General features: G+C 69.1%; 20 protein-coding genes. 8 read left to right on the top strand and 12 right to left on the bottom strand.

Going from position 1 to position 20,792, the window contains the following annotated elements:
• Position 1: 1 nt before the first annotated feature.
• The 6 genes from QFZ27_RS06860 to QFZ27_RS06885 form a co-directional block, all read right to left on the bottom strand.
• The gene (locus QFZ27_RS06860) at positions 2 to 1,324 is read right to left on the bottom strand and encodes a UDP-glucose dehydrogenase family protein (RefSeq protein ID WP_429225349.1); all 1,323 of its coding nucleotides are present in this window, start codon (positions 1,322 to 1,324) and stop codon (positions 2 to 4) included.
• Positions 1,325 to 1,366: 42 nt separating this feature from the next.
• Positions 1,367 to 2,236, bottom strand: coding sequence for a UTP--glucose-1-phosphate uridylyltransferase GalU (gene galU, locus QFZ27_RS06865; RefSeq protein ID WP_429225350.1), 870 nt, complete (start codon positions 2,234 to 2,236; stop codon positions 1,367 to 1,369).
• Between the two features lie 99 nt (positions 2,237 to 2,335).
• On the bottom strand, positions 2,336 to 2,923 hold the full coding sequence (locus tag QFZ27_RS06870) for a hypothetical protein (protein WP_429225351.1): 588 nt from the start codon (positions 2,921 to 2,923) through the stop codon (positions 2,336 to 2,338).
• Between the two features lie 164 nt (positions 2,924 to 3,087).
• Positions 3,088 to 3,996: an Hsp33 family molecular chaperone HslO gene (gene hslO, locus QFZ27_RS06875; protein ID WP_429225352.1), complete on the bottom strand. Its 909-nt coding sequence runs from the start codon at positions 3,994 to 3,996 to the stop codon at positions 3,088 to 3,090.
• A 2-nt stretch (positions 3,997 to 3,998) separates the two neighbouring features.
• Positions 3,999 to 4,916 carry an ornithine carbamoyltransferase gene (argF, locus tag QFZ27_RS06880; protein ID WP_429225353.1) on the bottom strand — a complete coding sequence of 306 codons (918 nt, stop codon included), beginning with the start codon at positions 4,914 to 4,916 and terminating at the stop codon, positions 3,999 to 4,001.
• The gene (locus tag QFZ27_RS06885; protein WP_429225354.1) at positions 4,909 to 6,096 is read right to left on the bottom strand and encodes an aspartate aminotransferase family protein; all 1,188 of its coding nucleotides are present in this window, start codon (positions 6,094 to 6,096) and stop codon (positions 4,909 to 4,911) included. Before QFZ27_RS06885 ends, argF begins: the two co-directional genes overlap by 8 nt.
• 200 nt (positions 6,097 to 6,296) lie before the next feature.
• Between QFZ27_RS06885 and rpmI the strand changes: the two genes are divergently transcribed.
• The 4 genes from rpmI (at position 6,297) to pheT (ending at position 10,519) form a co-directional block, all read left to right on the top strand.
• On the top strand, positions 6,297 to 6,497 hold the full coding sequence (gene rpmI, locus QFZ27_RS06890; RefSeq protein WP_342241424.1) for a 50S ribosomal protein L35: 201 nt from the start codon (positions 6,297 to 6,299) through the stop codon (positions 6,495 to 6,497).
• Between the two features lie 18 nt (positions 6,498 to 6,515).
• The gene (gene rplT, locus QFZ27_RS06895; RefSeq protein WP_309797710.1) at positions 6,516 to 6,881 is read left to right on the top strand and encodes a 50S ribosomal protein L20; all 366 of its coding nucleotides are present in this window, start codon (positions 6,516 to 6,518) and stop codon (positions 6,879 to 6,881) included.
• Between the two features lie 132 nt (positions 6,882 to 7,013).
• Positions 7,014 to 8,090 (top strand): phenylalanine--tRNA ligase subunit alpha, encoded by a 1,077-nt coding sequence (gene pheS / locus QFZ27_RS06900; RefSeq protein WP_429225355.1) that lies wholly within the window; start codon positions 7,014 to 7,016, stop codon positions 8,088 to 8,090.
• A 26-nt stretch (positions 8,091 to 8,116) separates the two neighbouring features.
• The gene (gene pheT / locus QFZ27_RS06905; protein WP_429225356.1) at positions 8,117 to 10,519 is read left to right on the top strand and encodes a phenylalanine--tRNA ligase subunit beta; all 2,403 of its coding nucleotides are present in this window, start codon (positions 8,117 to 8,119) and stop codon (positions 10,517 to 10,519) included.
• Positions 10,520 to 10,659: 140 nt separating this feature from the next.
• Here the strand turns inward: pheT and QFZ27_RS06910 are convergent, their stop codons facing one another.
• The gene (locus tag QFZ27_RS06910; protein ID WP_429225357.1) at positions 10,660 to 11,763 is read right to left on the bottom strand and encodes a D-alanyl-D-alanine carboxypeptidase family protein; all 1,104 of its coding nucleotides are present in this window, start codon (positions 11,761 to 11,763) and stop codon (positions 10,660 to 10,662) included.
• Between the two features lie 337 nt (positions 11,764 to 12,100).
• Between QFZ27_RS06910 and QFZ27_RS06915 the strand changes: the two genes are divergently transcribed.
• The 3 genes from QFZ27_RS06915 (at position 12,101) to clpA (ending at position 15,520) form a co-directional block, all read left to right on the top strand.
• Positions 12,101 to 12,634, top strand: a complete 534-nt coding sequence (locus QFZ27_RS06915; RefSeq protein WP_429225358.1) for a phasin family protein — start codon at positions 12,101 to 12,103, stop codon at positions 12,632 to 12,634.
• 169 nt (positions 12,635 to 12,803) lie between these two features.
• A complete protein-coding gene (gene clpS / locus QFZ27_RS06920) occupies positions 12,804 to 13,142 on the top strand; it encodes an ATP-dependent Clp protease adapter ClpS (RefSeq protein ID WP_429225359.1) in 339 nt (112 codons plus the stop codon).
• Positions 13,143 to 13,180: 38 nt separating this feature from the next.
• A complete protein-coding gene (gene clpA / locus QFZ27_RS06925; RefSeq protein WP_429225360.1) occupies positions 13,181 to 15,520 on the top strand; it encodes an ATP-dependent Clp protease ATP-binding subunit ClpA in 2,340 nt (779 codons plus the stop codon).
• A gap of 138 nt (positions 15,521 to 15,658) precedes the next feature.
• Here the strand turns inward: clpA and QFZ27_RS06930 are convergent, their stop codons facing one another.
• Entirely contained in the window at positions 15,659 to 17,065 is a 1,407-nt protein-coding gene (locus tag QFZ27_RS06930; protein ID WP_429225361.1) for an aminotransferase-like domain-containing protein, read from the bottom strand.
• An 89-nt stretch (positions 17,066 to 17,154) separates the two neighbouring features.
• On the opposite strand from QFZ27_RS06930, the gene QFZ27_RS06935 reads away from it, so the two are divergent.
• Positions 17,155 to 18,045 carry a DMT family transporter gene (locus QFZ27_RS06935; protein ID WP_429225362.1) on the top strand — a complete coding sequence of 297 codons (891 nt, stop codon included), beginning with the start codon at positions 17,155 to 17,157 and terminating at the stop codon, positions 18,043 to 18,045.
• On the opposite strand, the gene QFZ27_RS06940 is transcribed toward QFZ27_RS06935, so the two are convergent.
• From QFZ27_RS06940 to QFZ27_RS06955, 4 genes are all read right to left on the bottom strand, one after another.
• Complete coding sequence (locus QFZ27_RS06940) at positions 18,042 to 18,941, bottom strand: LysR family transcriptional regulator (RefSeq protein WP_429225363.1); 900 nt, start codon at positions 18,939 to 18,941, stop codon at positions 18,042 to 18,044. The two genes, QFZ27_RS06935 and QFZ27_RS06940, sit on opposite strands and share 4 nt — an antisense overlap.
• Positions 18,942 to 18,997: 56 nt before the next feature.
• Entirely contained in the window at positions 18,998 to 19,405 is a 408-nt protein-coding gene (locus QFZ27_RS06945; protein WP_429225364.1) for a PIN domain-containing protein, read from the bottom strand.
• Positions 19,402 to 19,674, bottom strand: a complete 273-nt coding sequence (locus QFZ27_RS06950) for an antitoxin (protein WP_429225365.1) — start codon at positions 19,672 to 19,674, stop codon at positions 19,402 to 19,404. Before QFZ27_RS06950 ends, QFZ27_RS06945 begins: the two co-directional genes overlap by 4 nt.
• Positions 19,675 to 19,743: 69 nt before the next feature.
• Positions 19,744 to 20,721: a magnesium transporter CorA family protein gene (locus QFZ27_RS06955; protein WP_429225366.1), complete on the bottom strand. Its 978-nt coding sequence runs from the start codon at positions 20,719 to 20,721 to the stop codon at positions 19,744 to 19,746.
• Positions 20,722 to 20,792 lie beyond the last annotated feature (71 nt).

Consider the following 20,792-nt stretch of genomic DNA (forward strand, 5'->3'; position numbering starts at 1 on the left):
GTCAGCCGGCCGAGCCCGGAACCGGGCGGCCGATGCTGTGGTAGCTGAAGCCGGCGGCCTGCATGTCCGCCGGCTTGTAGACGTTGCGCAGGTCGACGAAGACCGGGCCGCCCATCAGCTTGATCATCCGCGCCGGGTCGAGGGCGCGGAACTCGTTCCATTCGGTCAGCACCACGGCGCCGTCGGCACCATGCAGGGCCTCATAGGCGCCGGCCGTGTAGTCGATGTCGGTCAGCAGCTTGCGCGCCTCCTTCATCGCCGCCGGGTCATAGGCGCGGATCTTGGCCCCGGCCCGCTGCAGCATCGGCACCACCGTCAGGCTCGGGGCGTCACGCATATCGTCGGTGTTCTGCTTGAAGGCGAGGCCGAGCACGGCGATGACCCGGCCGGCGACGCTGCCGCCGAAGGCCGCGATCACCCGCTCCGCCATCTCGGCCTTGCGTGCTTCATTGACCTCGATGACGGTCTCGATCAGGTGCTGCCGGGCTCCGGCCTCGCGCGCGTTCTGCACGAAGGCAGCCGTGTCCTTGGGGAAGCAGGACCCGCCATAGCCTGGGCCGGGATGCAGGAACTTCGGCCCGATGCGGTTGTCCAGGCCGAGCGACCGGGCGACGTCATGGACATTGGCGCCGACCTGCTCGCACAGATTGGCGACCTCGTTGATGAAGGTGACCTTCATCGCCAGGAAGCTGTTGGCGGCGTATTTGATCAGCTCCGCCGTCTCCAGCGCCGTGACCACGATCGGCCGCTCGATCAGGTATAGCGGCCGGTAGACGTCGGACAGGACCTTGCCGGCGCGCTCGCCTTCGGTGCCGATGACCACGCGGTCGGGCAGCATGAAGTCGCCGATCGCCGAGCCCTCACGCAGGAATTCGGGGTTGGAGGCGATGTCGAAATCGGCGTCCGGCCGGGCCTTGCGGATCGCCTCGGCGACCTTGCGGCCGGTGCCGACCGGCACCGTCGACTTGGTGACGATGACGGTATAGCCGGTCAGCGCCCGGGCGATCTCCTCGGCCGCGGCGAAGACATAGGTCAGGTCGGCGTGGCCGTTGCCGTGCCGGCTCGGCGTGCCGACGGCGATGAACACCGCATCGGCGCCGTCGACCGCCGCCGCCAGGTCGGTGGTGAAGGACAGCCGGCCGGCGGACGCGTTCTTCGCCACCAGCACGTCGAGACCCGGCTCATAGATCGGCATCTCGTTGCGCTTGAGCTGCTCGATCCGGCCGGGATCCTTGTCGACGCAGACGACGTCATGGCCGAATTCCGAGAAGCAGGCGCCGGAGACGAGGCCGACATAGCCGCTTCCGATCATCGCGATGCGCATAGGGCCGCTTACTCCAATAGGCCGCCGGTCGGGCCGGCCGGGTCACAGATAACGGGAAACAGCCTCGCGCAGGGCGGCGGACAGGTCCGGCCGGTCCAGCCCATAGGCGAGGTTGGCGGCGATGAAGCCGACCTTGTCGCCGCAGTCGAAGCGGTCGCCTTCGAAGCGCACGCCGTGGAAGGGCTGGCTGCCGATCAGCCGGGCCATCGCGTCGGTCAGCTGGATCTCGCCGCCGGCGCCGCGCTCCTGCCGGTCGAGATGGCTGAACACCTCCGGCTGCAGGATGTAGCGGCCGACGATCGACAGGTCGGACGGGGCCTCCTCCGGCTTCGGCTTCTCGACCAGGCCGGTGACCTCGGCCACCGTGCCGTCGTCCTGGCCGATCGCCAGGATGCCGTAGCGCGAGGTCTGGGCCTTGGGCACCTCGCGCACCGCGATCAGGTTGCCGCCATGGGCGCCATAGGCCTTCACCATCTGCGCCAGCAGCGCGGTCCGGCACTTGAAGATCTCATCCGGCAGCAGCACGGCGAAGGGCCGGTTGCCGACGAGGTGGCGGGCGCACCAGACGGCATGGCCGAGGCCCAGCGGCTGGGCCTGGCGGACGAAGCTGAACTGGCCGGGCGGCAGCTCGGCGTCGCGCGCCGCCTTCAGCTGTTCCACCTTCTTGCGGGCCTCCAGCGAGGCGTAGAGCTCGGCATTCTCGTCGAAATGGTCCTCCAGCGCGGTCTTGCCGCGGCTGGAGACGAAGACGAACTCCTCGATCCCGGCGGCCTTGGCCTCTTCGACCGCGTATTGCAGCACCGGCTTGTCGACGACGCAGAGCATCTCCTTCGGCACTGCCTTGGTGGCGGGCAGCGACCGGGTGCCGAGACCCGCGACGGGGAAGACGGCGACCTTGACGGGTTCAGACATGAATGCCTTCTCTGAAACTCGGAACACCCGCTATGAACGCTTCACATCCTGCCTTGTGCCACAGAGCGGGACGAAAGGGAAATCGGGCGGTGTCCGGCGTTACGGCAGCATGAGAGGCGCCAGATATTGCCTTATGTTGGCCTCGAACTGCCGGTCGAACTCGTTCATGCCGTCCTGCAGCAGGCCGGCCTCGGCGCGGCTCTGGTCGGCAACGCTGGAGCCGTCGGTCACGGTGGTCGAGCGCTCGACCCGGACATCGGCATAGCCGCCGGTGATGTTGCCGACGGCGCCGACCTCGAGCCGGGCGGTCAGCCGCAGGGTCAGCTTCTGCGAGGGCTGGTCGCGGAACATCGCGGTCAGTCCGCCCTGCGTCGCCAGCGGCTCCCGGGTCAGGCTGGCCTCTTGGATGATCAACTGGCCGGCGCCGGCGCGGCCCCCGGCCTGCAACCGGGCGGCGCCCCAGCCGTGGATCGCCGCGGCCGGGCTCTGCGCCGCCGAGCTCTGCGCCGACTGCGTCGCGGCCGGCACCGACCGGTCGACGGTGTCGATGCGGGCGAGGTTCAGCCGGATGGGCGGGCGGCCGGCGAAGGACACCGGCGCCACGCTGGCCAGTTCCGGCCCGCCGCAGGCGGCGAGCAGCAACAGGCCGGCGCCGGCGAACAGGCTGCGACGGGTCGGGTGGGGCATCGGAGTCTCCAGGTCAAGGACACGCTTGAGAGCAAACGCTCCAGGCTGGAGCTTTCCTGATCGCCATTGACCCGGCAATCCAGAAGGTCTCGACAGTCTCTGGATGCCGGGTCAAGCCGGGCATGACATTTGGATGCGATCGGTGGCCGAAGTGAGGCAGGCTCTCAGCCCGCGTACAGCGCCGCGAGCTGGTCCCGGTCGAAATCGTAGCGGGTGTTGCAGAACTCGCAGGCGACCTCGACCCGGCCGTCGACGGCAAGGCTCTCGATCTCCGCCTTGGGCATCGACTTCAGCATCGACGCCACCCGCTCGCGCGAGCAGCGGCAGGAGAAGCGCATCGGCTGCGGCGGGAAGACCCGGACGCCGTCTTCATTATAGAGGCGGAACAGCAGCGCCTCGCCGGACAGGGCCGGCTGGGTCAGCTCGTCATCGGTGGCGGAGCCGAGCAGCACCATGGCGCGGCGCCAGTCGTCCTCGCGGTCGGTCGGCACCTGCTTGTCGGGATCGGGCAGGCGCTGCAGCATGATGCCGCCGCCGCGCCAGCCGGTCTCGCCGTGCCGGACGGCGGAGCGGAGGCCGGCCTGCAGCTGCTCGGACTGGCGGAAATAATGCTGGACGCATTCCCACAGCGTCTCGCCGGACAGGTCGACGATGCCCTGGTAGCGCTCGGTGTCCTGGCCCTGGTCGACGGTGAAGGCCAGGTGGCCCTTGCCCAGCAGCGCCGGCACCGTGGTGGCGGTGTCCGGGGAGTCGGGCTCGACCAGGCGGGCCTCGTCGAACATGGCGTTGGCGCGGACCGCGCCGTCGGCGGTGACGTCGGCCACCACCAGCCGCACCGGCCCATCTCCCTTGGCCTGCAGGGTGAACACGCCCTCGTATTTGAGGGCGCTGGCCAGCAGCGCGGTCAGCACCACCGTCTCGGCCAGCAGATGGGCGACCGGCTCGGGATAGGCATGGCGGGCGAGGATGTCGTCGAGCAGCGGGCCGAACCGGACCAGCCGGCCGCGCAGCCCCGACGCCTCGATCTGGAAGGGGAGGATGAGGTCATCCCCCCCGGTCGTGACCGGCACCATCGTCACAACGCCCCCAGGCACCACAGCAGGATGCCCTTCTGGGCGTGCAGGCGGTTCTCCGCCTCGTCCCAGACCACGGATTGCGGGCCGTCGATCACCCCGTCCGTCACCTCCTCGCCGCGATGGGCGGGCAGGCAGTGCATGAACAGGGCGTCGGGCTTGGCCTGCGCCATCAGCCGCTCATCGACCTGGTACGGCCGCAGCAGGTTGTGGCGCGACGGCGCGTCCTTGTCGCCCATCGACACCCAGGTGTCGGTGACCACCAGGTCGGCGCCGCGCACTGTGGTCTCCGGATCGGTGCCGACCGAAATGCGGGCGCCTTCGCGATGCGCCCACTGGATCAGGTCGGCCGGCGGCGACAGCTCGTCCGGGCAGGCCAGGCGCAGCTCGAAGTCGAACATGCCGGCGGCACGGATCCAGGACCGGGCGACGTTGTTGCCGTCGCCGGTCCAGGCGGCGACGCGCCCGGCGATCGGCCCGCGCTTCTCCTCGAAGGTCATCACATCGGCCATCAGCTGGCACGGATGGGTCTCGTCGGTCAGGCCGTTGATCACCGGCACCGTGGCGTTCTCGGCCATCTCGCGCAGCCGGTCCTCGTCCGAGGTCCGCAGCATGATGATGTCGACATAGCGCGACAGCACCCGCGCGGTGTCGCCGATGGTCTCGCCGCGGCCGAGCTGGATCTCGGTGCCGGTCAACATCACCACCTCGCCGCCGAGCTGGCGCATCCCGACCTCGAAGGAGACGCGGGTGCGGGTCGACGGCTTCTCGAAGATCAGCGCCAGGGTGCGGCCGGCCAGCGGCTTCGACGCATTGCCGCGCGGGTCGGTGCGTTTCAGCTCGATCGACCGGTCGATGATCCGGCGGAGGTCGGCCTTGGGCAGGTGGTGCAGGTCGGTGAAGTGCTTGATATCAGCCATGGGCCACCGCCTTCGCCCGGGTGGTGCAGACCTGGTCGAGGATCGACACCGCCTCGGCGATCTCCGCCTTGCCGATGGTCAGCGGCGGCAGGATGCGGATGACGTTCTCGGCGGCGCCCACGGTCAGCAGGCCGGCGGCGCGCAGCTCGGGGACCAGCTCGTCGCTCTTCTGCACGCATTTCAGGCCCAGCATCAGCCCGGTGCCGCGCACCTCCTCCAGCACGCCCGGATGGCGCGCCACCAGCGCCTCCAGCTCGGCCTTCAACTGCCGGCCGGTGCGCTCGACCCGGTCGAAGAAGCCGTCGGCCAGGACGATGTCGAGCACCGCGTTGCCGATCGCCGTTGCCAGCGGGTTGCCGGCATAGGTCGAGCCATGGGTGCCCGGGGTCATGCCGCAGGCCGCCTCCTCGGTCGCCATGAAGGCGCCGAGCGGGAAGCCGCCGCCGATGCCCTTGGCGACGCACATCACATCCGGCGTGATTCCGGCCCATTCATGGGCGAAGAACTTGCCGGTCCGGCCGTAGCCGCACTGGATCTCGTCGAAGAACAGCAGCAGGCCGAACTCGTCGCAGACCCGGCGTAGCTCACGCAGATACTCCGGCGTCGCCGCCTTGATGCCGCCTTCGCCGATGATCGGCTCGATGCAGATCGCCGCGGTCTCGTCGGTGATCGCCGCGCGCAGCTCGTTCATGTTGCCCCAGGCAACCTGGTCGAAACCGTCGACCAGCGGGCCGAAACCCTTGATCAGCTTCTCGCCCTTGGCGGCCGAGATCGCGGCCAGGGTGCGGCCGTGGAAGCTGTTGGTGACGGTGATGATCCGCCAGCGCTTCGGGTTACCGCGGGTGTAGTGATACTTGCGCACCAGCTTGGCGGCGCCTTCCCAGGCCTCGGCGCCGGAATTGGTGAAGAACACCGTGTCGGCGAAGGTGGCGTCGACCAGCCGCTGGGCCAGGCGCTCGCCCTCCGGGATCCGATACAGGTTCGAGGTGTGCCAGAGCTTCGCACCCTGCTCCTGCAGCGTCTTCACCAGATGTGGGTGGCAGTGGCCCAGCGCCACGACCGCGATCCCCGCCGCGAAATCCAGGTATCGTCGCCCGTCGGTCCCGAACAGATACGCCCCTTCGCCCCGCTCGAAGGCGAGGTCGGCACGCGCATAGGTCGGCATTACGGCGGGAATCATGGGACGGGCTCGCTGCGAGTGAGTCTCGGTCAGAGTCTCGTGGTTGCGGGAAGGCAGCGACTAAGCCCAGCTTATGCGGCGCTTGTCAACGCGCGCCCGTGCCGTTATAACGCGCGCTTCGTTCGGGTGGCGAGGCCGGGGTCCGATCCCCGGGGCATGCCCAACCACCCATCCACATTCTTCCGTCGGAAGGACCGAAAATGCCCAAGATGAAGACCCATTCCAGCGCCAAGAAGCGCTTCCGGCTGACCGCCTCCGGCAAGGTCCGCTACAACTCCGCCTACCGCCGCCACCGCCTGCTGACCAAGACCAAGGCAGCCAAGGAGCGGAACCAGGGCACCAAGATCATGTGCGACGCCGACGCGACGAAGGTGAAGCGCTATCTCCTGGTTAACGGCTGAGCAGAGGAGCGCTGAGCAATGGCACGAGTTTCACGCGGCGTCACCAGCCACGCCCGCCACAAGAAGATCCTCAAGCTCGCCAAGGGCTATCGAGGCCGCGCTTCGACCAACTATCGCGTCGCGATCGAGAAGGTCGAGAAGGCGCTGCAATACGCCTACCGCGACCGCCGCAACAAGAAGCGCGACTTCCGCGGCCTGTGGATCCAGCGCATCAACGCTGGCGTGCGCGAGCACGGCCTGACCTATTCGAAGTTCATGCACGGCATCAAGCTGGCCGGCATCGACATCGACCGGAAGGTCATGTCCGACATCGCCACGCGCGAGCCGGAGTCGTTTAAGGCCTTGGTCGATCAGGCCCAGGCCGCGCTCAAGAACGCCGCTTGATCCTTGTCCCGCCCCGGCGGGACTGGATAAAGCGAAAGGAAGCGGGGGTCGGGCCTGAGGGCTCGGCCCCTTTTTTCATGGCCGGTTGCCGGACACCGGACAACCGGTACGACCATCGAGGATTGCCAGGCGATGGAACAGGTAGAGACGCTGAAGCGCGACGTGGCCGCGGCGCTGGCCCAGGCCCCGGATCTTGCGGCCCTGGACGCCGTGCGGGTCGCGGCGCTGGGCAAGAAGGGCAGCCTGACCGGCCTGATGGCGGGGCTGCGCGACCTCGACCCCGAGGCGCGCAAGGCCTTCGGCGCCGCGCTGAATGTGGCCAAGGACGAAATCACCGCCCTGCTCGACGCCCGCAAGGCGGAGCTGGAGCGTGCGGCGCTGAACGCCCGGCTGGCGCGCGAGACGGTCGACGTCACCCAGCCGGTGCGGCCGGAGCGGACCGGCCGGATCCATCCGATCAGTCAGACCCGCGACGAGATGATCGCGATCTTCGCCGAGATGGGCTTCACCGTCGCCGAAGGTCCGGACATCGAGGACGACTGGCACAACTTCACCGCGCTGAACATCCCGCCGGAGCATCCGGCGCGGCAGATGCACGACACCTTCTATCTGCCGGACCGGCCGGACGGGAAGGCGGCGGTGCTGCGCACCCATACCTCGCCGGTGCAGATCCGCACCATGCTGTCGCAGCAGCCGCCGATCCGGATCGTCGCGCCGGGCCGGACCTTCCGCTCGGATTACGACCAGACCCACACCCCGATGTTCCATCAGATCGAGGGGCTGGTGATCGACGAGGCCATCCATATGGGCCATCTGCGCGGCTGCCTGCTGGAGTTCTGCCGCGCCTTCTTCGACGTGCCTGACCTGCCGATCCGCTTCCGTCCCAGCTTCTTCCCCTTCACCGAGCCGTCGGCCGAGGTCGATATCGGCTGTTCGCGCAAGGGCGGCGAGCTGAAGCTGGGCAATTACGGCGACTGGCTCGAGATCCTCGGCTGCGGCATGGTCCATCCGAAGGTGCTGGACGCCTGCGGCATCGACTCGACCCGCTACCAGGGCTTCGCCTTCGGCATGGGGATCGAACGGCCGGCGATGCTGAAATACGGCATCCCCGACCTGCGCACCTTCTTCGAGGCCGATCTGCGCTGGCTGAAGCACTACGGCTTCGGGCCGCTCGACGTGCCTTCGCTGGCCACCGGCCTGACCCGCTAGACCGCCCGCCGCACGAGGCCGAGATCATGAAATTCACGCTGTCCTGGTTGAAGGACCATCTCGACACCACGGCATCGCTGGGCGAGATCACCGACACGCTGACCAGCCTCGGCCTCGAGGTCGACGGCGTCGAGGACCCGGCCGCCGAGCTGGCGCCCTTCACCATCGCCTATGTCAAATCGGCGGTGCAGCACCCGAACGCCGACCGGCTGCGGGTGTGCATCGTCGACACCGGCCGCGGCGAGGTGCAGGTGGTGTGCGGCGCGCCCAACGCCCGCACCGGCATGAAGGGCGTGTTCGCGCCGGCCGGCTCCTACATCCCGGGCACCAAGGTCGACCTCAAGGCCGGGACGATCCGCGGCGAAGCCTCGAACGGCATGCTGGTGTCGGAGCGCGAGCTCGGCCTGTCGGACGAGCATGACGGCATCATCGAGCTGCCGGAGGATGCGCCGCTCGGCGCCTCCTTCGCCGCCTGGGGCGGCCTGGACGACCCGGTGATCGAGATCGGGCTGACCCCGGACCGGGCGGACTGCGCCGGCATCCGCGGCATCGCCCGCGACCTCGCCGCCGCCGGGCTCGGCACGCTGAAGCCGCTCGACGAGACGCCGGTCGAGGGCCGCTTCAAGACCGACCTGACCATTGGCCTCGACTTCCCGGCCGACGCCGCCTCGGCCTGCCCGATGTTTGCCGCCCGGGTGTTCCGCGGCGTCAGGAACGGCCCCAGCCCGGCTTGGCTGCAGGCGCGGCTGAAGGCGATCGGCCTGCGGCCGATCTCGGTGCTGGTCGACATCACCAACTACTTCACCTTCGATCGCAACCGGCCGCTGCACGTCTTCGACCAGGGCAAGGTCCGCGGCGGCTTGCGGCTGCGCCTGTCGCAGGGCGGCGAGACGCTGGCGGCCCTGAACGACAAGACCTACACCCTTCCGCCCGGCGTCACCGTGATCGAGGACGATAGCGGCCCGCTCAGCCTCGGCGGCATCATGGGCGGCGCCACGACCGGCGTGTCCGAGCAGACCACCGAGGTGATCCTCGAGGCGGCGCTGTTCGACCCGGTGCGCACGGCGATGAGCGGCCGGGCGCTCGGCGTCACCAGCGATGCGCGCTATCGCTTCGAGCGCGGCGTCGACCCGGCGGCGGTCGTGGTCGGCATCGAGCAGGCGACCCGGATGATCCTGGAGCTGTGCGGCGGCGAGGCTTCCCAGCTCGTGATCGCCGGGCGTGAGCCCGACTGGCGCCGCACCCTGACGCTGCGCCCGGCCCGGGTCGAGAGCCTGGGCGGCGTGGTGGTGCCGCGCGACCGGCAGACGGAGATCCTGTCGGCGCTCGGCTTCGGCGTCTCGGACGGCCCCGACGGGCTGATCGAGGCTGCGGTGCCGTCCTGGCGCGGCGACGTGCAGGGCGAGGCCGACCTGGTCGAGGAGGTGCTGCGGGTCAATGGCTACGACGCGATCCCGGCGGTGCCGCTGCCGAAGCTGACGACGCTGACGCAGCCGGCGCTCAGCCCGGCGCAGAAGTCGCGCGAGCTGGTGCGGCGAACCCTGGCGGCCCGCGGCCTGGACGAGGCGGTGACCTGGTCCTTCATGGACGGGCGCGATGCCGGTTGGTTCGGCTTCCAGAACGCCGGGCTGAAGCTCTTGAACCCGATCGCGTCGGATCTCGACACGATGCGGCCCTCGGTGCTGCCGAACCTGATCCGCGCCGCCGGCCGCAATGCCGCGCGCGGCCTGCCCGACGTGGCGCTGTTCGAGATCGGCCCGGCCTATCGCGACGCCACCGAGACCGGCCAGGCCATGGTCGCCGCCGCGATCCGCGCCGGATCGAGCGGCCCGCGCCACTGGGCGCAGCCGCCGCGGCCGGCCGATGTGTTCGACGCCAAGGCCGACGCCATCGCGGCGCTGGAGGCTGCGGGCGCGCCGGTCGCCAACCTCGCGGTCTCGACCGATGCGCCGGACTGGTACCACCCGGGCCGCTCCGGCTGCCTGCGGCTGGGCCCGACGGTGCTGGCGCATTTCGGCGAACTGCACCCCGCGGTGCTGTCGGCGCTCGGCGTCGACGGGCCGGTGGTCGGCTGCGAGGTCTTCCTCGACGCCGTGCCGCAGCCGAAGAAGAAGGCCGGCACGGCCAAGCCGCTGCTGAAGCTGGCGGCGTTCCAGCCGGTGCTGCGCGACTTCGCCTTCGTGGTCGAGGAGGCGGTGCCGGCGGACCGCATCCTCAAGGCGGCGAAGGGCGCGGACAAGGCGCTGGTCGCCGATGTCGTCCTGTTCGACATCTATCGCGGCCCGGGCGTGCCGGAAGGCCGCAAGTCGCTGGCGCTGGCGGTGACGCTGCAGCCGGTCGAGGCCACCCTGACCGACGAGGCGATCGAGGCCGTGGGCAGGAAGATCGTCGCCGCGGTCGAGAAGCAGGGCGGCACGCTGCGGGGGTAGGATAGACGCTGCCCGTTCCGTCCCCCACCTGTCATTGCCGGGCTTGACCCGGCAATGACAGGTGGGGGCCCGCGCCGCCGTCGACAGTCTCTGGATCACCGGGTCAAGCCCGGTGATGACAGTTGGGGAGAGTGGCTCCGTCAGCGGCGGCGCAAGGGCCGGGGCTTGGGCAGGGGGATGTCGGCCAGGGCGCTCGGCACCGGCTCGTAGGCCACGCGCTGTGCCCGGGGGCGGGCGTGCATCGCGATCATGGCGCCGATGCCGTCGGTGCCGACAGCGCCGTCATCCTCGGCATCGCCCTCGCCGTCGGCCGCGGCCAGCAGCGGCTCGTCCAGCACGTCCGGCCGGCGGTCCGGCACTGGCGGCTGGAACGCCGGGGAGGCCACCCGCGGCGTCGCCGCGGCCGGCGCCTCGGCGACATAGGCGCCGGTGCCATCATGCGACTCGAAGGCCTCGTCCAGCAGCTCCGCCATCCGGGCGTTGCGGGCGATCGGGCTGGTGCCGCCGAACACCACGCCGATCAGCCGGGTGCGGCCGCGCACGGCCGACGCCACCAGATTGTAACCCGCGGCCCGGATATAGCCGGTCTTCATCCCGTCCATGCCGGCATAGGATTGCATCAGCCGGTTGTGGTTCGGGAAGTTGCGGCCGCGATAGCGGAAGTTCTTGGTCGCGAAATAGGGGTAGTACTGCGGATAGTCGTTGATCAGCGCCCGGGCCAGCACCGCCATATCGTGCGCGGTCGAGACGTTGTCCGGGTCCGGCAGGCCGTTGGTCGAGGTGAAGTTGGTGCGGCTCATGCCCAGCGCCCGCGCCTGCTGCGTCATCATGTTGGTGAAGCGGGATTCGCTGCCGCCAATCGCCTCGGCCAGCACCACCGATGCGTCATTGGCCGACTGGGTGACCAGGCCGAGGATCGCGTCCTCGACCCGGATGCGGGACCCGGTCGGAAGCCCCAGCTTGGTCGGCGATTGGGAGGCGGCGTAGGACGAGACCGCCAGCCGCGTGTCGAGCGTGAGATCGCCGCTCTGCAGGCTGCGGAACGTCAGGTACAGAGTCATCAGCTTGGTCAGCGACGCCGGGTACAGCCGCGCGTTGGCATTCTCCTCGTGCAGCACCTCGCCGGTGCGTGCGTCGATGACATAGGCCGCATAGCGCGGCGCCGCCTCCGCCCGGGCGGGCAGAAGCGCCAAAGCGAAGCAGGCGAGAAAAACCGCCGCCGATCGCGCAACGAAACCTGCCATGCCGACCCCCCGCCCACGCCGCTTGCGGATCTTGATTCAAGCGTGATTTCAGAAGTCTAATTTAAGTCGTTGATTTTTGTCCATAAACCAATTCGTGAACACGGCAAAAAGATGCCGGCCCCCGGCAACTGCAAGGTTGCAGATATCCTGCCAGCATCGCCGATCGCGAGGCAACGGCCTTGGCTGCGGCCCGCCATATGTCCGGCATGTTGCAGTGCACAAAAACGTTGACAGATCGAATCGATCTGCTCATATACGCGGCATGTTGCAGTGCAGCATGACTGGGCGGCGCCCCGCGCGGCGACAGTCGGTTGCGAAGCATGAGGAGCCGTTCGCCATGACCACCGCCAAGAGCCGTGCCGGCACGAGCAAGCTCGCCGCCGTCGACACCAACATCGAGACCGTGAGGGACACCATGACTGACACCGTCAAGGCCAGCCAGGCCGCCGTCGAGAAGAATGTCGCCCAGGGCCTCGCCCTGTCCAAGGACCAGTTCGAGAAGGCCGCCAAGGCCGCGACCAAGAACGTCGACGACCTGGTCGCGTTCGCCAAGGGCAATGTCGACGCCGTGTTCGCGTCGGCCGCCATCTTCGCCCAGGGCACCGAGCAGTTGACCCGCGCCTGGTTCGCCCTGCAGCACGGCGCCGCCGAGCAGGCCGCCGAGGCGACCCGCTCGCTGTTCGCCGCGAAGACCCTGCGTCAGGTCGTCGACCTGCAGTCGACCTACACCAAGACCGCCTTCGACGGCTTCGTCGCCGAGAGCAGCAAGCTGTCGGAGCTGAGCCTGAAGGTGACCAACGACGCCGTGGCGCCGATCGCCGCCCGCGTCAACGTCGCGGTCGAGACCCTGTCCAAGCCGCTGGCTGCCTGATCCGTCTTCCTCCCCGGATCAGCGGCCCGACGGCCCCGGCGACATCTGTCGCCGGGGCCGTTCGCATTTCAGCCATCCGCACCTTTCCGCATCGCGGGCCTACAACTCCGGGCCCGGCGGCACTATCATCATGGTCGGGTTCAAAACCGGCAGCACGCATCCCATATCCATGAGCGACACCGAACGGAAGGATGATCGAGGAGGCGGCAACGACGCCGGCACGGGGGTTGTCGTTCAGACCAGGACGCGGACGAAGAAGCCGTCCATGTACAAGGTCCTGATGCTGAACGACGATTACACGCCGATGGAGTTCGTCGTCCATGTCCTGGAACGCTTCTTCGCGAAGAACCGCGAGGAGGCCACCACCATCATGCTCCATGTTCACCGTCGGGGTGTGGGCGTCTGCGGCGTTTTCACCTACGAGGTGGCGGAGACGAAGGTGGCACAGGTGATGGACTTCGCGCGCCGCAATCAGCATCCTCTACAATGTATTCTTGAGAAGGCCTGACCAGAGGTCTGGCGGGCCCTCCGGCATGGGGACGACCGATGCTCTCGCGGAATCTGGAGCAGACGCTGCACAGGGCCCTCGCTTTCGCCAATGAGCGACGGCATGAGTACGCCACGCTCGAACACCTGTTGCTGGCGCTGTCCGAAGACCAGGATGCCGTGGCCGTGATGCGGGCCTGCGGCGTCAATCTCGAAAAGCTGCGCCGCGATCTCGTTGGCTACATCGACACCGAGCTCGCAACCCTGAAGATCGACGGGATCGAGGACGCGAAGCCGACCGCCGGCTTCCAGCGCGTGCTGCAGCGCGCCGCGATCCACGTCCAATCCTCGGGGCGGGAGGAGGTGACCGGCGCCAACGTTCTGGTCGCCCTGTTCTCCGAGCGCGAGAGCCACGCGGTGTACTTCCTGCAGGAGCAGGACATGTCCCGCTTCGACGCCGTCAACTACATCAGCCACGGCATCGCCAAGGCCGGCGCCTCGGGCGCGGCACGGCCGAGCGCTGGGGCTGGGGAATCGCGCCCGGTCTCGGGCGCCGACGAGGATGCGCAGGCGGAGAAGGTCGTGAAGAAGGGCTCGGAGGCGCTCAGGACCTATTGCGTCAACCTCAACGAGAAGGCGTCGAAGGGCAAGATCGACCCGCTGATCGGCCGCGAGGCCGAGATCGAGCGGACGATCCAGATCCTCTGCCGCCGCTCGAAGAACAACCCGCTCTATGTCGGCGACCCCGGGGTCGGCAAGACCGCGATCGCCGAGGGCCTGGCCCGCCGCATCGTCGACGGCGAGGTGCCGCCGGTGCTGGCCGATGCCACCATCTTCGCCCTCGACATGGGCGCGCTCCTGGCCGGCACCCGCTACCGCGGCGATTTCGAGGAGCGGCTGAAGGCGGTGATGAACGAGCTGGAGAACCTGCCCGGCGCGGTGCTGTTCATCGACGAGATCCACACCGTGATCGGCGCCGGCGCCACCTCGGGCGGGGCGATGGACGCCTCCAACCTGCTGAAGCCGGCCCTGGCCTCGGGCGCGCTGAAATGCATCGGGTCGACCACCTACAAGGAATACCGGAACTACTTCGAGAAGGACCGCGCCCTGGTGCGCCGGTTCCAGAAGATCGACGTCAACGAGCCGACGATCGAGGACACGGTCAAGATCCTGCAGGGGCTGAAGACCTATTACGAGAAGCACCACCAGGTGCGCTACACCGCGGATGCGATCCGCACCGCGGTGGAGCTGTCGGCCCGCTACATCGGCGACCGCAAGCTGCCGGACAAGGCGATCGACGTGATCGACGAGGCCGGCGCCGCCCAGATGCTGCTGCCGCCGTCGCGGCGGAAGAAGACCATCGGCATGCGCGACGTCGAAGCGGTGGTGGCGAAGATCGCCCGGATCCCGCCGAAGAGCGTCAGCCGCGACGACAAGGCGCTGCTGCAGACGCTGGACCGCGACCTGAAGACGCTGGTGTTCGGCCAGGACCAGGCGATCGACGCCCTGTCGGCGGCGATCAAGCTGGCCCGCGCCGGGCTGCGCGAGCCGGAGAAGCCGATCGGCAACTACCTGTTCTCCGGCCCGACCGGCGTCGGCAAGACCGAGGTGGCGCGCCAGCTGTCGAAGCTGCTCGGCATCGAGCTGGTCCGCTTCGACATGTCGGAATACATGGAGCGGCACTCGATCAGCCGGCTGATCGGCGCCCCGCCGGGCTATGTCGGCTTCGACCAGGGCGGGTTGATGACCGATTCGGTCGACCAGCACCCGCATTGCGTGCTGCTGCTGGACGAGATCGAGAAGGCGCATCCGGATGTGTTCAACATCCTGCTGCAGATCATGGATCACGGGAAGCTGACCGACCACAACGGCAAGTCGGTCGATTTCCGCAACGTCATCCTGATCATGACCACCAATGCCGGCGCCACCGAGCTGACCAAGCAGTCGATCGGCTTCGGCGCCAGCCGCAAGGACGATGCGGGCACGGAGGCGATCAACCGGATGTTCACGCCGGAGTTCCGCAACCGGCTGGACGCCACCATCGCCTTCGGCCATCTGACGCCGGAGATCGTGGCCCAGGTGGTCGACAAGTTCGTGATCCAGCTCGAGACCCAGCTGGCCGACCGCCACGTCACCATCGAGCTGTCCTCGGCGGCGCGGCAGTGGCTGGTCAAGCGCGGCTATGACGAGCTCTACGGCGCCCGGCCGATGGCCCGGGTGATCCAGGAGCACATCAAGAAGCCGCTGGCCAACGAGCTGTTGTTCGGCAAGCTGGTCAAGGGCGGCCAGGTCCGGGTCGACGTGGCGGCGGATGGTGAAAATCTGGCGTTCGAGTACATCGAGAACCCGACCGCCCCGGTCTCCTCCGACGACGCGGCCAAGGAACCCGAGCTGGCCTGATCGGCGGCTCGGCGCGGAAAGCAAAGGGGCGTCCTGCGGGGCGCCCTTTTCTTGTGCAGGTCGGGTTCGCGGCCGCGAACCCGACCTGGCTCCGGTCGAGTGTTGGGTTCGCTACCGCGAACCCAACCTTGGGGCCGGTCACCCCCGCATCGCCTCCTCCAGCACCGCAAAGATCCGCGGGCTGGCGGATTGGGCGGCGTTGAAGCGCAGGTAGCGGCCGGCGCTGCGGGACGGGCTGAACACGTCGCCCGGTGCCAGCACCACGTCGCGGGCCAGGGCGCGGCGCGCCACCTCGGCCGAATCGAGGCCGTCGGGCAGCGCCGCCCACAGGAACATGCCGCCGCGCGGCTCGACCCAGGGGACCAGGCCCAGCGTGCCCAGCCGCCGCGCAGTCTCGCCCATCGCCCGCGCCAGCCGGCCGCGCAGCCCTTCGACATGGCGGCGGTAGCTGCCGTCGGTCAGCAGCCGGTGCACCAGCCGCGCCGCCAGGGCGCCGTTGGAGAAGCTGGTGGCCAGCTTGAGGTCGGTCAGCCCCTCGATCCAGTCCGGCCGGGCTGCGATGAAGCCGCAGCGCACCGCGGCCGACAGGGTCTTGGAGAAGCTGCCGATATGGATCACCCGCTGCAGCCCGTCCAGCGCGGCCAGGCGCGGCGACGGCTCCGACTCGAAATCGGCGAAGATGTCGTCCTCGACCACCACCAGGTCATGCGCCTCGGCCAGCATCAGCAGCCGGTGCGCCACTTGCGGCGCCAGGCTGGCCCCGGTCGGGTTGTGCAGGGCGGCGTTGGTCACGTAGAGCTTCGGCCGGTGCTCCGCCGCGGCGCGGGCGAAGGCGTCCAGGTCGGGGCCGGCCGGGGTGCGCGGCACGCCGATCACCCGGGCGCGGTGGGCGCGCAGCACGCCGAGGAAGTTGAAGTAGCAGGGGTCGTCGACCAGCACGGTGTCGCCCGGCTCCAGCAGGAATCGGCCGATCAGGTCGATCGCCTGGGTGCCGCCGTCGGCCAGCAGGATCTGCCCGGCCTCGGCGGCGATGCCACGCTCCGCCAGCCTTCCGGCCAGATGCCGGCGCAGGGGCGCGAAGCCGAGCGGTGAATCATAGTCGACCAGGCCCGCGCCCTCCGACCGGGCCAGGCCGCGCAGGGCCCGCCGGATCGCCGGGTCGGGCATCCAGTCCGCCGGCAGCCAGCCACAGCCCGGCTTCAGCGTCGGGCTGTCCGTATCCTCCAGCGCTTGGCGGGCGATCCACAGCGGGTCGATGGTCAGGTCCAGCCGCCGGCCGGGCTCGCCCAGGGTCAGGGGCTGCGCCTTCCGGGCGACATAGAAGCCGGAGCCGGGGCGGGCGGCGATCGCGCCTTCCGCCGCCAGCCGGTCATAGGCCTCGACCACGGTCGATTTCGACACGCCCAGCGCCTCGGCCAGGCGGCGGATCGACGGCACCTTGGCGCCTGGCGCCAAAGCACGGCTCTCGATCCGCTGCCGGATGGTGTCCATCACGGTCGAGACGAGGGTGGTGCCGCCACGCGGCGCGGGAACGAGATCGAGCATCCGTACCGGGCTCTGGACCAGGACAGTTCAGTTAAACTGTACTCTACCATCTCTGGCCGGTCTCGTCGCTGGACGTCATGGTCGGCGGCATGGAAGCGACACGAACGATCGAACCTTCGAACGAGGCGGCGGCGGGCTGGATCAGCGGCCTGCTCGGCGTGCTCATCTTCAGCGGCTCGCTGCCGGCGACGCGGGTGGCGGTGTTCGACCTCGACCCGCTGTTCCTGACCGTGGCGCGGGCGGCGATCGCCGGGCTGCTCGGCGCGGCGATGCTGCTGGCGCTGCGGCCGCGGCGGCCGGAGCGGTCGGACATCGTGCCGCTGGTCGTGGTGGCGCTCGGCGTCGTGGTTGGTTTCCCGCTGCTGACCGCGCTGGCACTGCGCTATGTCACCTCGGCCCACGCCATCGTCTTCGTCGGCCTGCTACCGATCGCGACGGCGGTGTTCGGCGTGCTGCGCGGCGGCGAACGGCCGCGCCCGGCCTTTTGGGCTTTCTCCGTGCTCGGCGCCGCGATCGTCGGCGGCTATGCGCTGCGCCAGGGGGGCGAGGCTTCGCTGCTCGGCGACGGGCTGATGCTGGCCGCGATCCTGGCCTGCGGCCTGGGCTATGCCGAAGGCGCCCGGCTGTCGCGCCGGCTCGGCGGCTGGCAGGTGATCTCCTGGGCGCTGCTGCTCTCGCTGCCGCTGTCGCTGCCGGCATCGCTGCTGACCTGGCCGTCCTCCTGGGCCGCGGTCGGCTGGCCGGCGCTCCTGGCGTTGGCCTATGTCTCGCTGTTCAGCATGCTGATCGGCTTCATATTCTGGTATCGCGGCCTGGCGCTGGGCGGCATCGCTGCGGTCAGCCAGCTGCAGCTGCTGCAGCCCTTCTTCGGCCTGGCCTTGGCCGCGACCCTGCTGCACGAGCCGGTCGGCTGGGGGCTGGTGGGTTGCGCGGCGGCGGTCGTTCTCTGCGTCGCCGGGGCCAAGCGCTTCTCGCGTTAGCCCTCCGTCTCGGCCATCTGCCGGACATGCTCGACGAAGCGCCGGGCCGCGCCCAGCGGCTCGGCATCGCGGCGGGCCAGGTGCAGCGGCGCGACCAGGGGCGCGGCCAGGCGCAGGGTGGCGACGCCGCCGGCGTCCAGCCGGGCCATCGAGGCCGGAATGATCGACACGCCGAGCCCGGCCTCGACCAGGCTCAGCGTCGACACCAGCCGCGGCGCCTCCTGCACGATGCGCGGGCTGAAGCCGGCGGTGCGGCAGGCGGCGATGATCGAATCATAGAGGCCCGGCCCGGTCGGGCGGCGGTACAGCACGAAGGGCTGCTCGGCCAGCGCCGCCAGCGGGATCGGGTCTGGCCCGGCGGCCAGCGCGTGGCCGGTCGGCACCACCGCGACCATCGGCTCGTCCAGCAGCGGCTCGACCGTGATCCCGGCGGCGTCGCCGACCGGCGAGCGGATGAAGGCGGCGTCCAGCCGGCCCAGCCGCAGTGCCTCGACCAGCTCGCCGGTGCTACTCTCCTCCATCGCCATCTCGACCTGCGGCGCAGCCTCGCGGAAGCCGCGGATGGCGGCGGAGACGAAGGGGTGGAAGGCGGCGGAGCTGGTGAAGCCGACGGCGACCCGCCCCTGCTCACCGCGCCCGGTGCGCCGCACCGTCTCCAGCGCGCGGTCGAGCTGGGCCAGGATCGCGCGGGCCTCGGCCAGCAGCACCAGGCCGCTCTCGGTCGGCTGCACGCCGCGCGGCAGCCGACGGAAAAGCGGCACGCCCAGCGCCTGCTCCAGCGCCTTGATCTGCTGGCTCAGCGGCGGCTGCTGCATGCCCAGCCGCTCCGCCGCCCGGGTGACATGCCCCTCCTCGGCCACGGCGACGAAGTAGCGGAGATGGCGCAGCTCGATCATCGGCATATCCAGGCGATATGGATGGTTATGGTGCCATCTCGCGACGTCTATGCCGATTATGTCCAGTTCACCAGGGTCAGCGGCGCCTTGATCCGCGCATAGTGTCTGGTGTTGTTGGTGACGAGGAGGGCGCCGGCCGATAGCGAATGCGCCGCGATCATCATGTCGATCTCGCCGATCGGCTGGCCCGACATCACCAGTTGGTGGCGGATATCGGCATAGTGTTCCGCCGCATCGATATCCCAGGGCAGTGCCCGGACGAGCTTCAGAAACTGCCGTACCCCCAGGCTGAGTCGGTGACCGGCCGGCAAACGCTTCAGGCCGTACAGCAGCTCGGCCCGGGTCATTACCGAAATGCAGACGCGGGAAGGCGGGATTGCGGCCAGCTTCGTCTCGATGGCCGGGGCACGGCCCCTGATGATGTAGCTGGCCGTGTCCGTGTCCAGCATATGGAGGAGGGTCACGATCCTTCTTCGCCGAACAGGTCGCGCTCCTGCGGCAGAACGTTCATCGGACGCTCGGTCATGAAGTCGTCCGGCACCTCGATCGACCGCATCAGCTCGAAGAATTCGGCCCAGCTGCGGGCGCCGGGCCGGCTGGACAGCACCACGTCGCCGGTGCGCTCGTCCCGGGTGGCATAGACTTCGTCCCCATCAAAGCGGAACTCCGCGGGCAGTCGGACGGCTTGGCTGGCGCCGTTTCTGAACAGCTTGGCGATGCGGGTTTCAGGCAAGTCAGCCTCCGGTCCGGCATGAGTATATACGTAGATATATACAGCCGAGCCCGAAGGCAAGGGGCTGTCCTACAGCCACCCCTTCCGCTTGAACCAGAAGTAGGGCAGCACCGCGGACAGCACCATCAGCCCGAGGGCGAAGGGGTAGCCGACCGCCCATTTCAGCTCGGGCATGATCTCGAAGTTCATGCCGTAGATGCTGGCCACCAGCGTCGGCGGCAGGAACACCACGGCGGCGACCGAGAAGATCTTGATGATGGCGTTCTGCTCGATGTTGATCATCCCCATCGAGGCGTCGAGCAGGAAGGTGATGTTGTTGCCGATATAGGTGGCGTGGTCGGTCAGCGACGCCACGTCCCGGCTCAGGCTCTTCAGATGGGTGCGGAACACCTTGTCCTTGGTGGCGTCGCCGACCGCCAGGAAGCTCAGCAGCCGGGCCAGGCTGACCAGGCTCTCGCGCGCCTTCGACACCAGGTTCTGGCTGCGGCCGATCTGCTTGAGATTGGCCTCCAGCTCCTCGTTGGTGGTGCGCTTATGCACCGCCTCATGCACCTTGAAGATGCGCTGCGACAGGACGTCGACCTCGCCCGCCACCCGCTCCAGGATGTCGGCGGTGCGGTCGACGATGGCCTCGAGCAGGCCGATCAGCGTGGCCGAGCCGGAGGGGCACAGCATCGGCTGGCGCTCGGCATGGGCGATGAAGCCGGCCAGGGATTTCGGCTCGGCATAGCGGATGGTGATGAGGGTCTGGCCCTTCAGCACGAAGGTGATCGGGGCGGTGCCGGGCGCGTCGGTCTCGGTGGCGTAGAGCACGCTGGCGGTCATGAACATGCCGCCATCCTCCTGGTACAGCCGGCTCGACGCCTCGATCTCCTGCATCTCCTCGCGGGTCGGCAGGAACAGGCCGAGCTGTCCCTCGGCCAGCCGCTCCTCCTCGGCCGTCGGGTTGAACAGGTCGATCCAGACCATGTCCGAAGGGAAGGCGGCGCCCTCCGACGGGTCGATCGTAACGAAACGGGCGTTCGAAAGCGTGTAGATGCGCAGCATCGCGGTCTGTCCCCTGCGGGCCGGCGCATCGCCGGGCCGGGGCCGCGATGTCTAGCGGAGCCCTTCGGCCG

Origin of the sequence: Inquilinus ginsengisoli (assembly GCF_050434925.1) — a bacterium.
Classification (GTDB): Bacteria; Pseudomonadota; Alphaproteobacteria; order DSM-16000; family Inquilinaceae; genus Inquilinus; species Inquilinus ginsengisoli_B.

What these genes read in the sequence shown, in the direction of transcription:
- QFZ27_RS06860 (WP_429225349.1), bottom strand. Translation starts at nt 1,324, where the DNA reads ATGCGCATCGCGATGATCGGAAGCGGCTATGTCGGCCTCGTCTCCGGC.
- galU (WP_429225350.1), bottom strand. Translation starts at nt 2,236, where the DNA reads ATGTCTGAACCCGTCAAGGTCGCCGTCTTCCCCGTCGCGGGTCTCGGC.
- QFZ27_RS06870 (WP_429225351.1), bottom strand. Translation starts at nt 2,923, where the DNA reads ATGCCCCACCCGACCCGTCGCAGCCTGTTCGCCGGCGCCGGCCTGTTG.
- hslO (WP_429225352.1), bottom strand. Translation starts at nt 3,996, where the DNA reads ATGGTGCCGGTCACGACCGGGGGGGATGACCTCATCCTCCCCTTCCAG.
- argF (WP_429225353.1), bottom strand. Translation starts at nt 4,916, where the DNA reads ATGGCTGATATCAAGCACTTCACCGACCTGCACCACCTGCCCAAGGCC.
- QFZ27_RS06885 (WP_429225354.1), bottom strand. Translation starts at nt 6,096, where the DNA reads ATGATTCCCGCCGTAATGCCGACCTATGCGCGTGCCGACCTCGCCTTC.
- rpmI (WP_342241424.1), top strand. Translation starts at nt 6,297, where the DNA reads ATGCCCAAGATGAAGACCCATTCCAGCGCCAAGAAGCGCTTCCGGCTG.
- rplT (WP_309797710.1), top strand. Translation starts at nt 6,516, where the DNA reads ATGGCACGAGTTTCACGCGGCGTCACCAGCCACGCCCGCCACAAGAAG.
- pheS (WP_429225355.1), top strand. Translation starts at nt 7,014, where the DNA reads ATGGAACAGGTAGAGACGCTGAAGCGCGACGTGGCCGCGGCGCTGGCC.
- pheT (WP_429225356.1), top strand. Translation starts at nt 8,117, where the DNA reads ATGAAATTCACGCTGTCCTGGTTGAAGGACCATCTCGACACCACGGCA.
- QFZ27_RS06910 (WP_429225357.1), bottom strand. Translation starts at nt 11,763, where the DNA reads ATGGCAGGTTTCGTTGCGCGATCGGCGGCGGTTTTTCTCGCCTGCTTC.
- QFZ27_RS06915 (WP_429225358.1), top strand. Translation starts at nt 12,101, where the DNA reads ATGACCACCGCCAAGAGCCGTGCCGGCACGAGCAAGCTCGCCGCCGTC.
- clpS (WP_429225359.1), top strand. Translation starts at nt 12,804, where the DNA reads ATGAGCGACACCGAACGGAAGGATGATCGAGGAGGCGGCAACGACGCC.
- clpA (WP_429225360.1), top strand. Translation starts at nt 13,181, where the DNA reads ATGCTCTCGCGGAATCTGGAGCAGACGCTGCACAGGGCCCTCGCTTTC.
- QFZ27_RS06930 (WP_429225361.1), bottom strand. Translation starts at nt 17,065, where the DNA reads ATGCTCGATCTCGTTCCCGCGCCGCGTGGCGGCACCACCCTCGTCTCG.
- QFZ27_RS06935 (WP_429225362.1), top strand. Translation starts at nt 17,155, where the DNA reads ATGGAAGCGACACGAACGATCGAACCTTCGAACGAGGCGGCGGCGGGC.
- QFZ27_RS06940 (WP_429225363.1), bottom strand. Translation starts at nt 18,941, where the DNA reads ATGATCGAGCTGCGCCATCTCCGCTACTTCGTCGCCGTGGCCGAGGAG.
- QFZ27_RS06955 (WP_429225366.1), bottom strand. Translation starts at nt 20,721, where the DNA reads ATGCTGCGCATCTACACGCTTTCGAACGCCCGTTTCGTTACGATCGAC.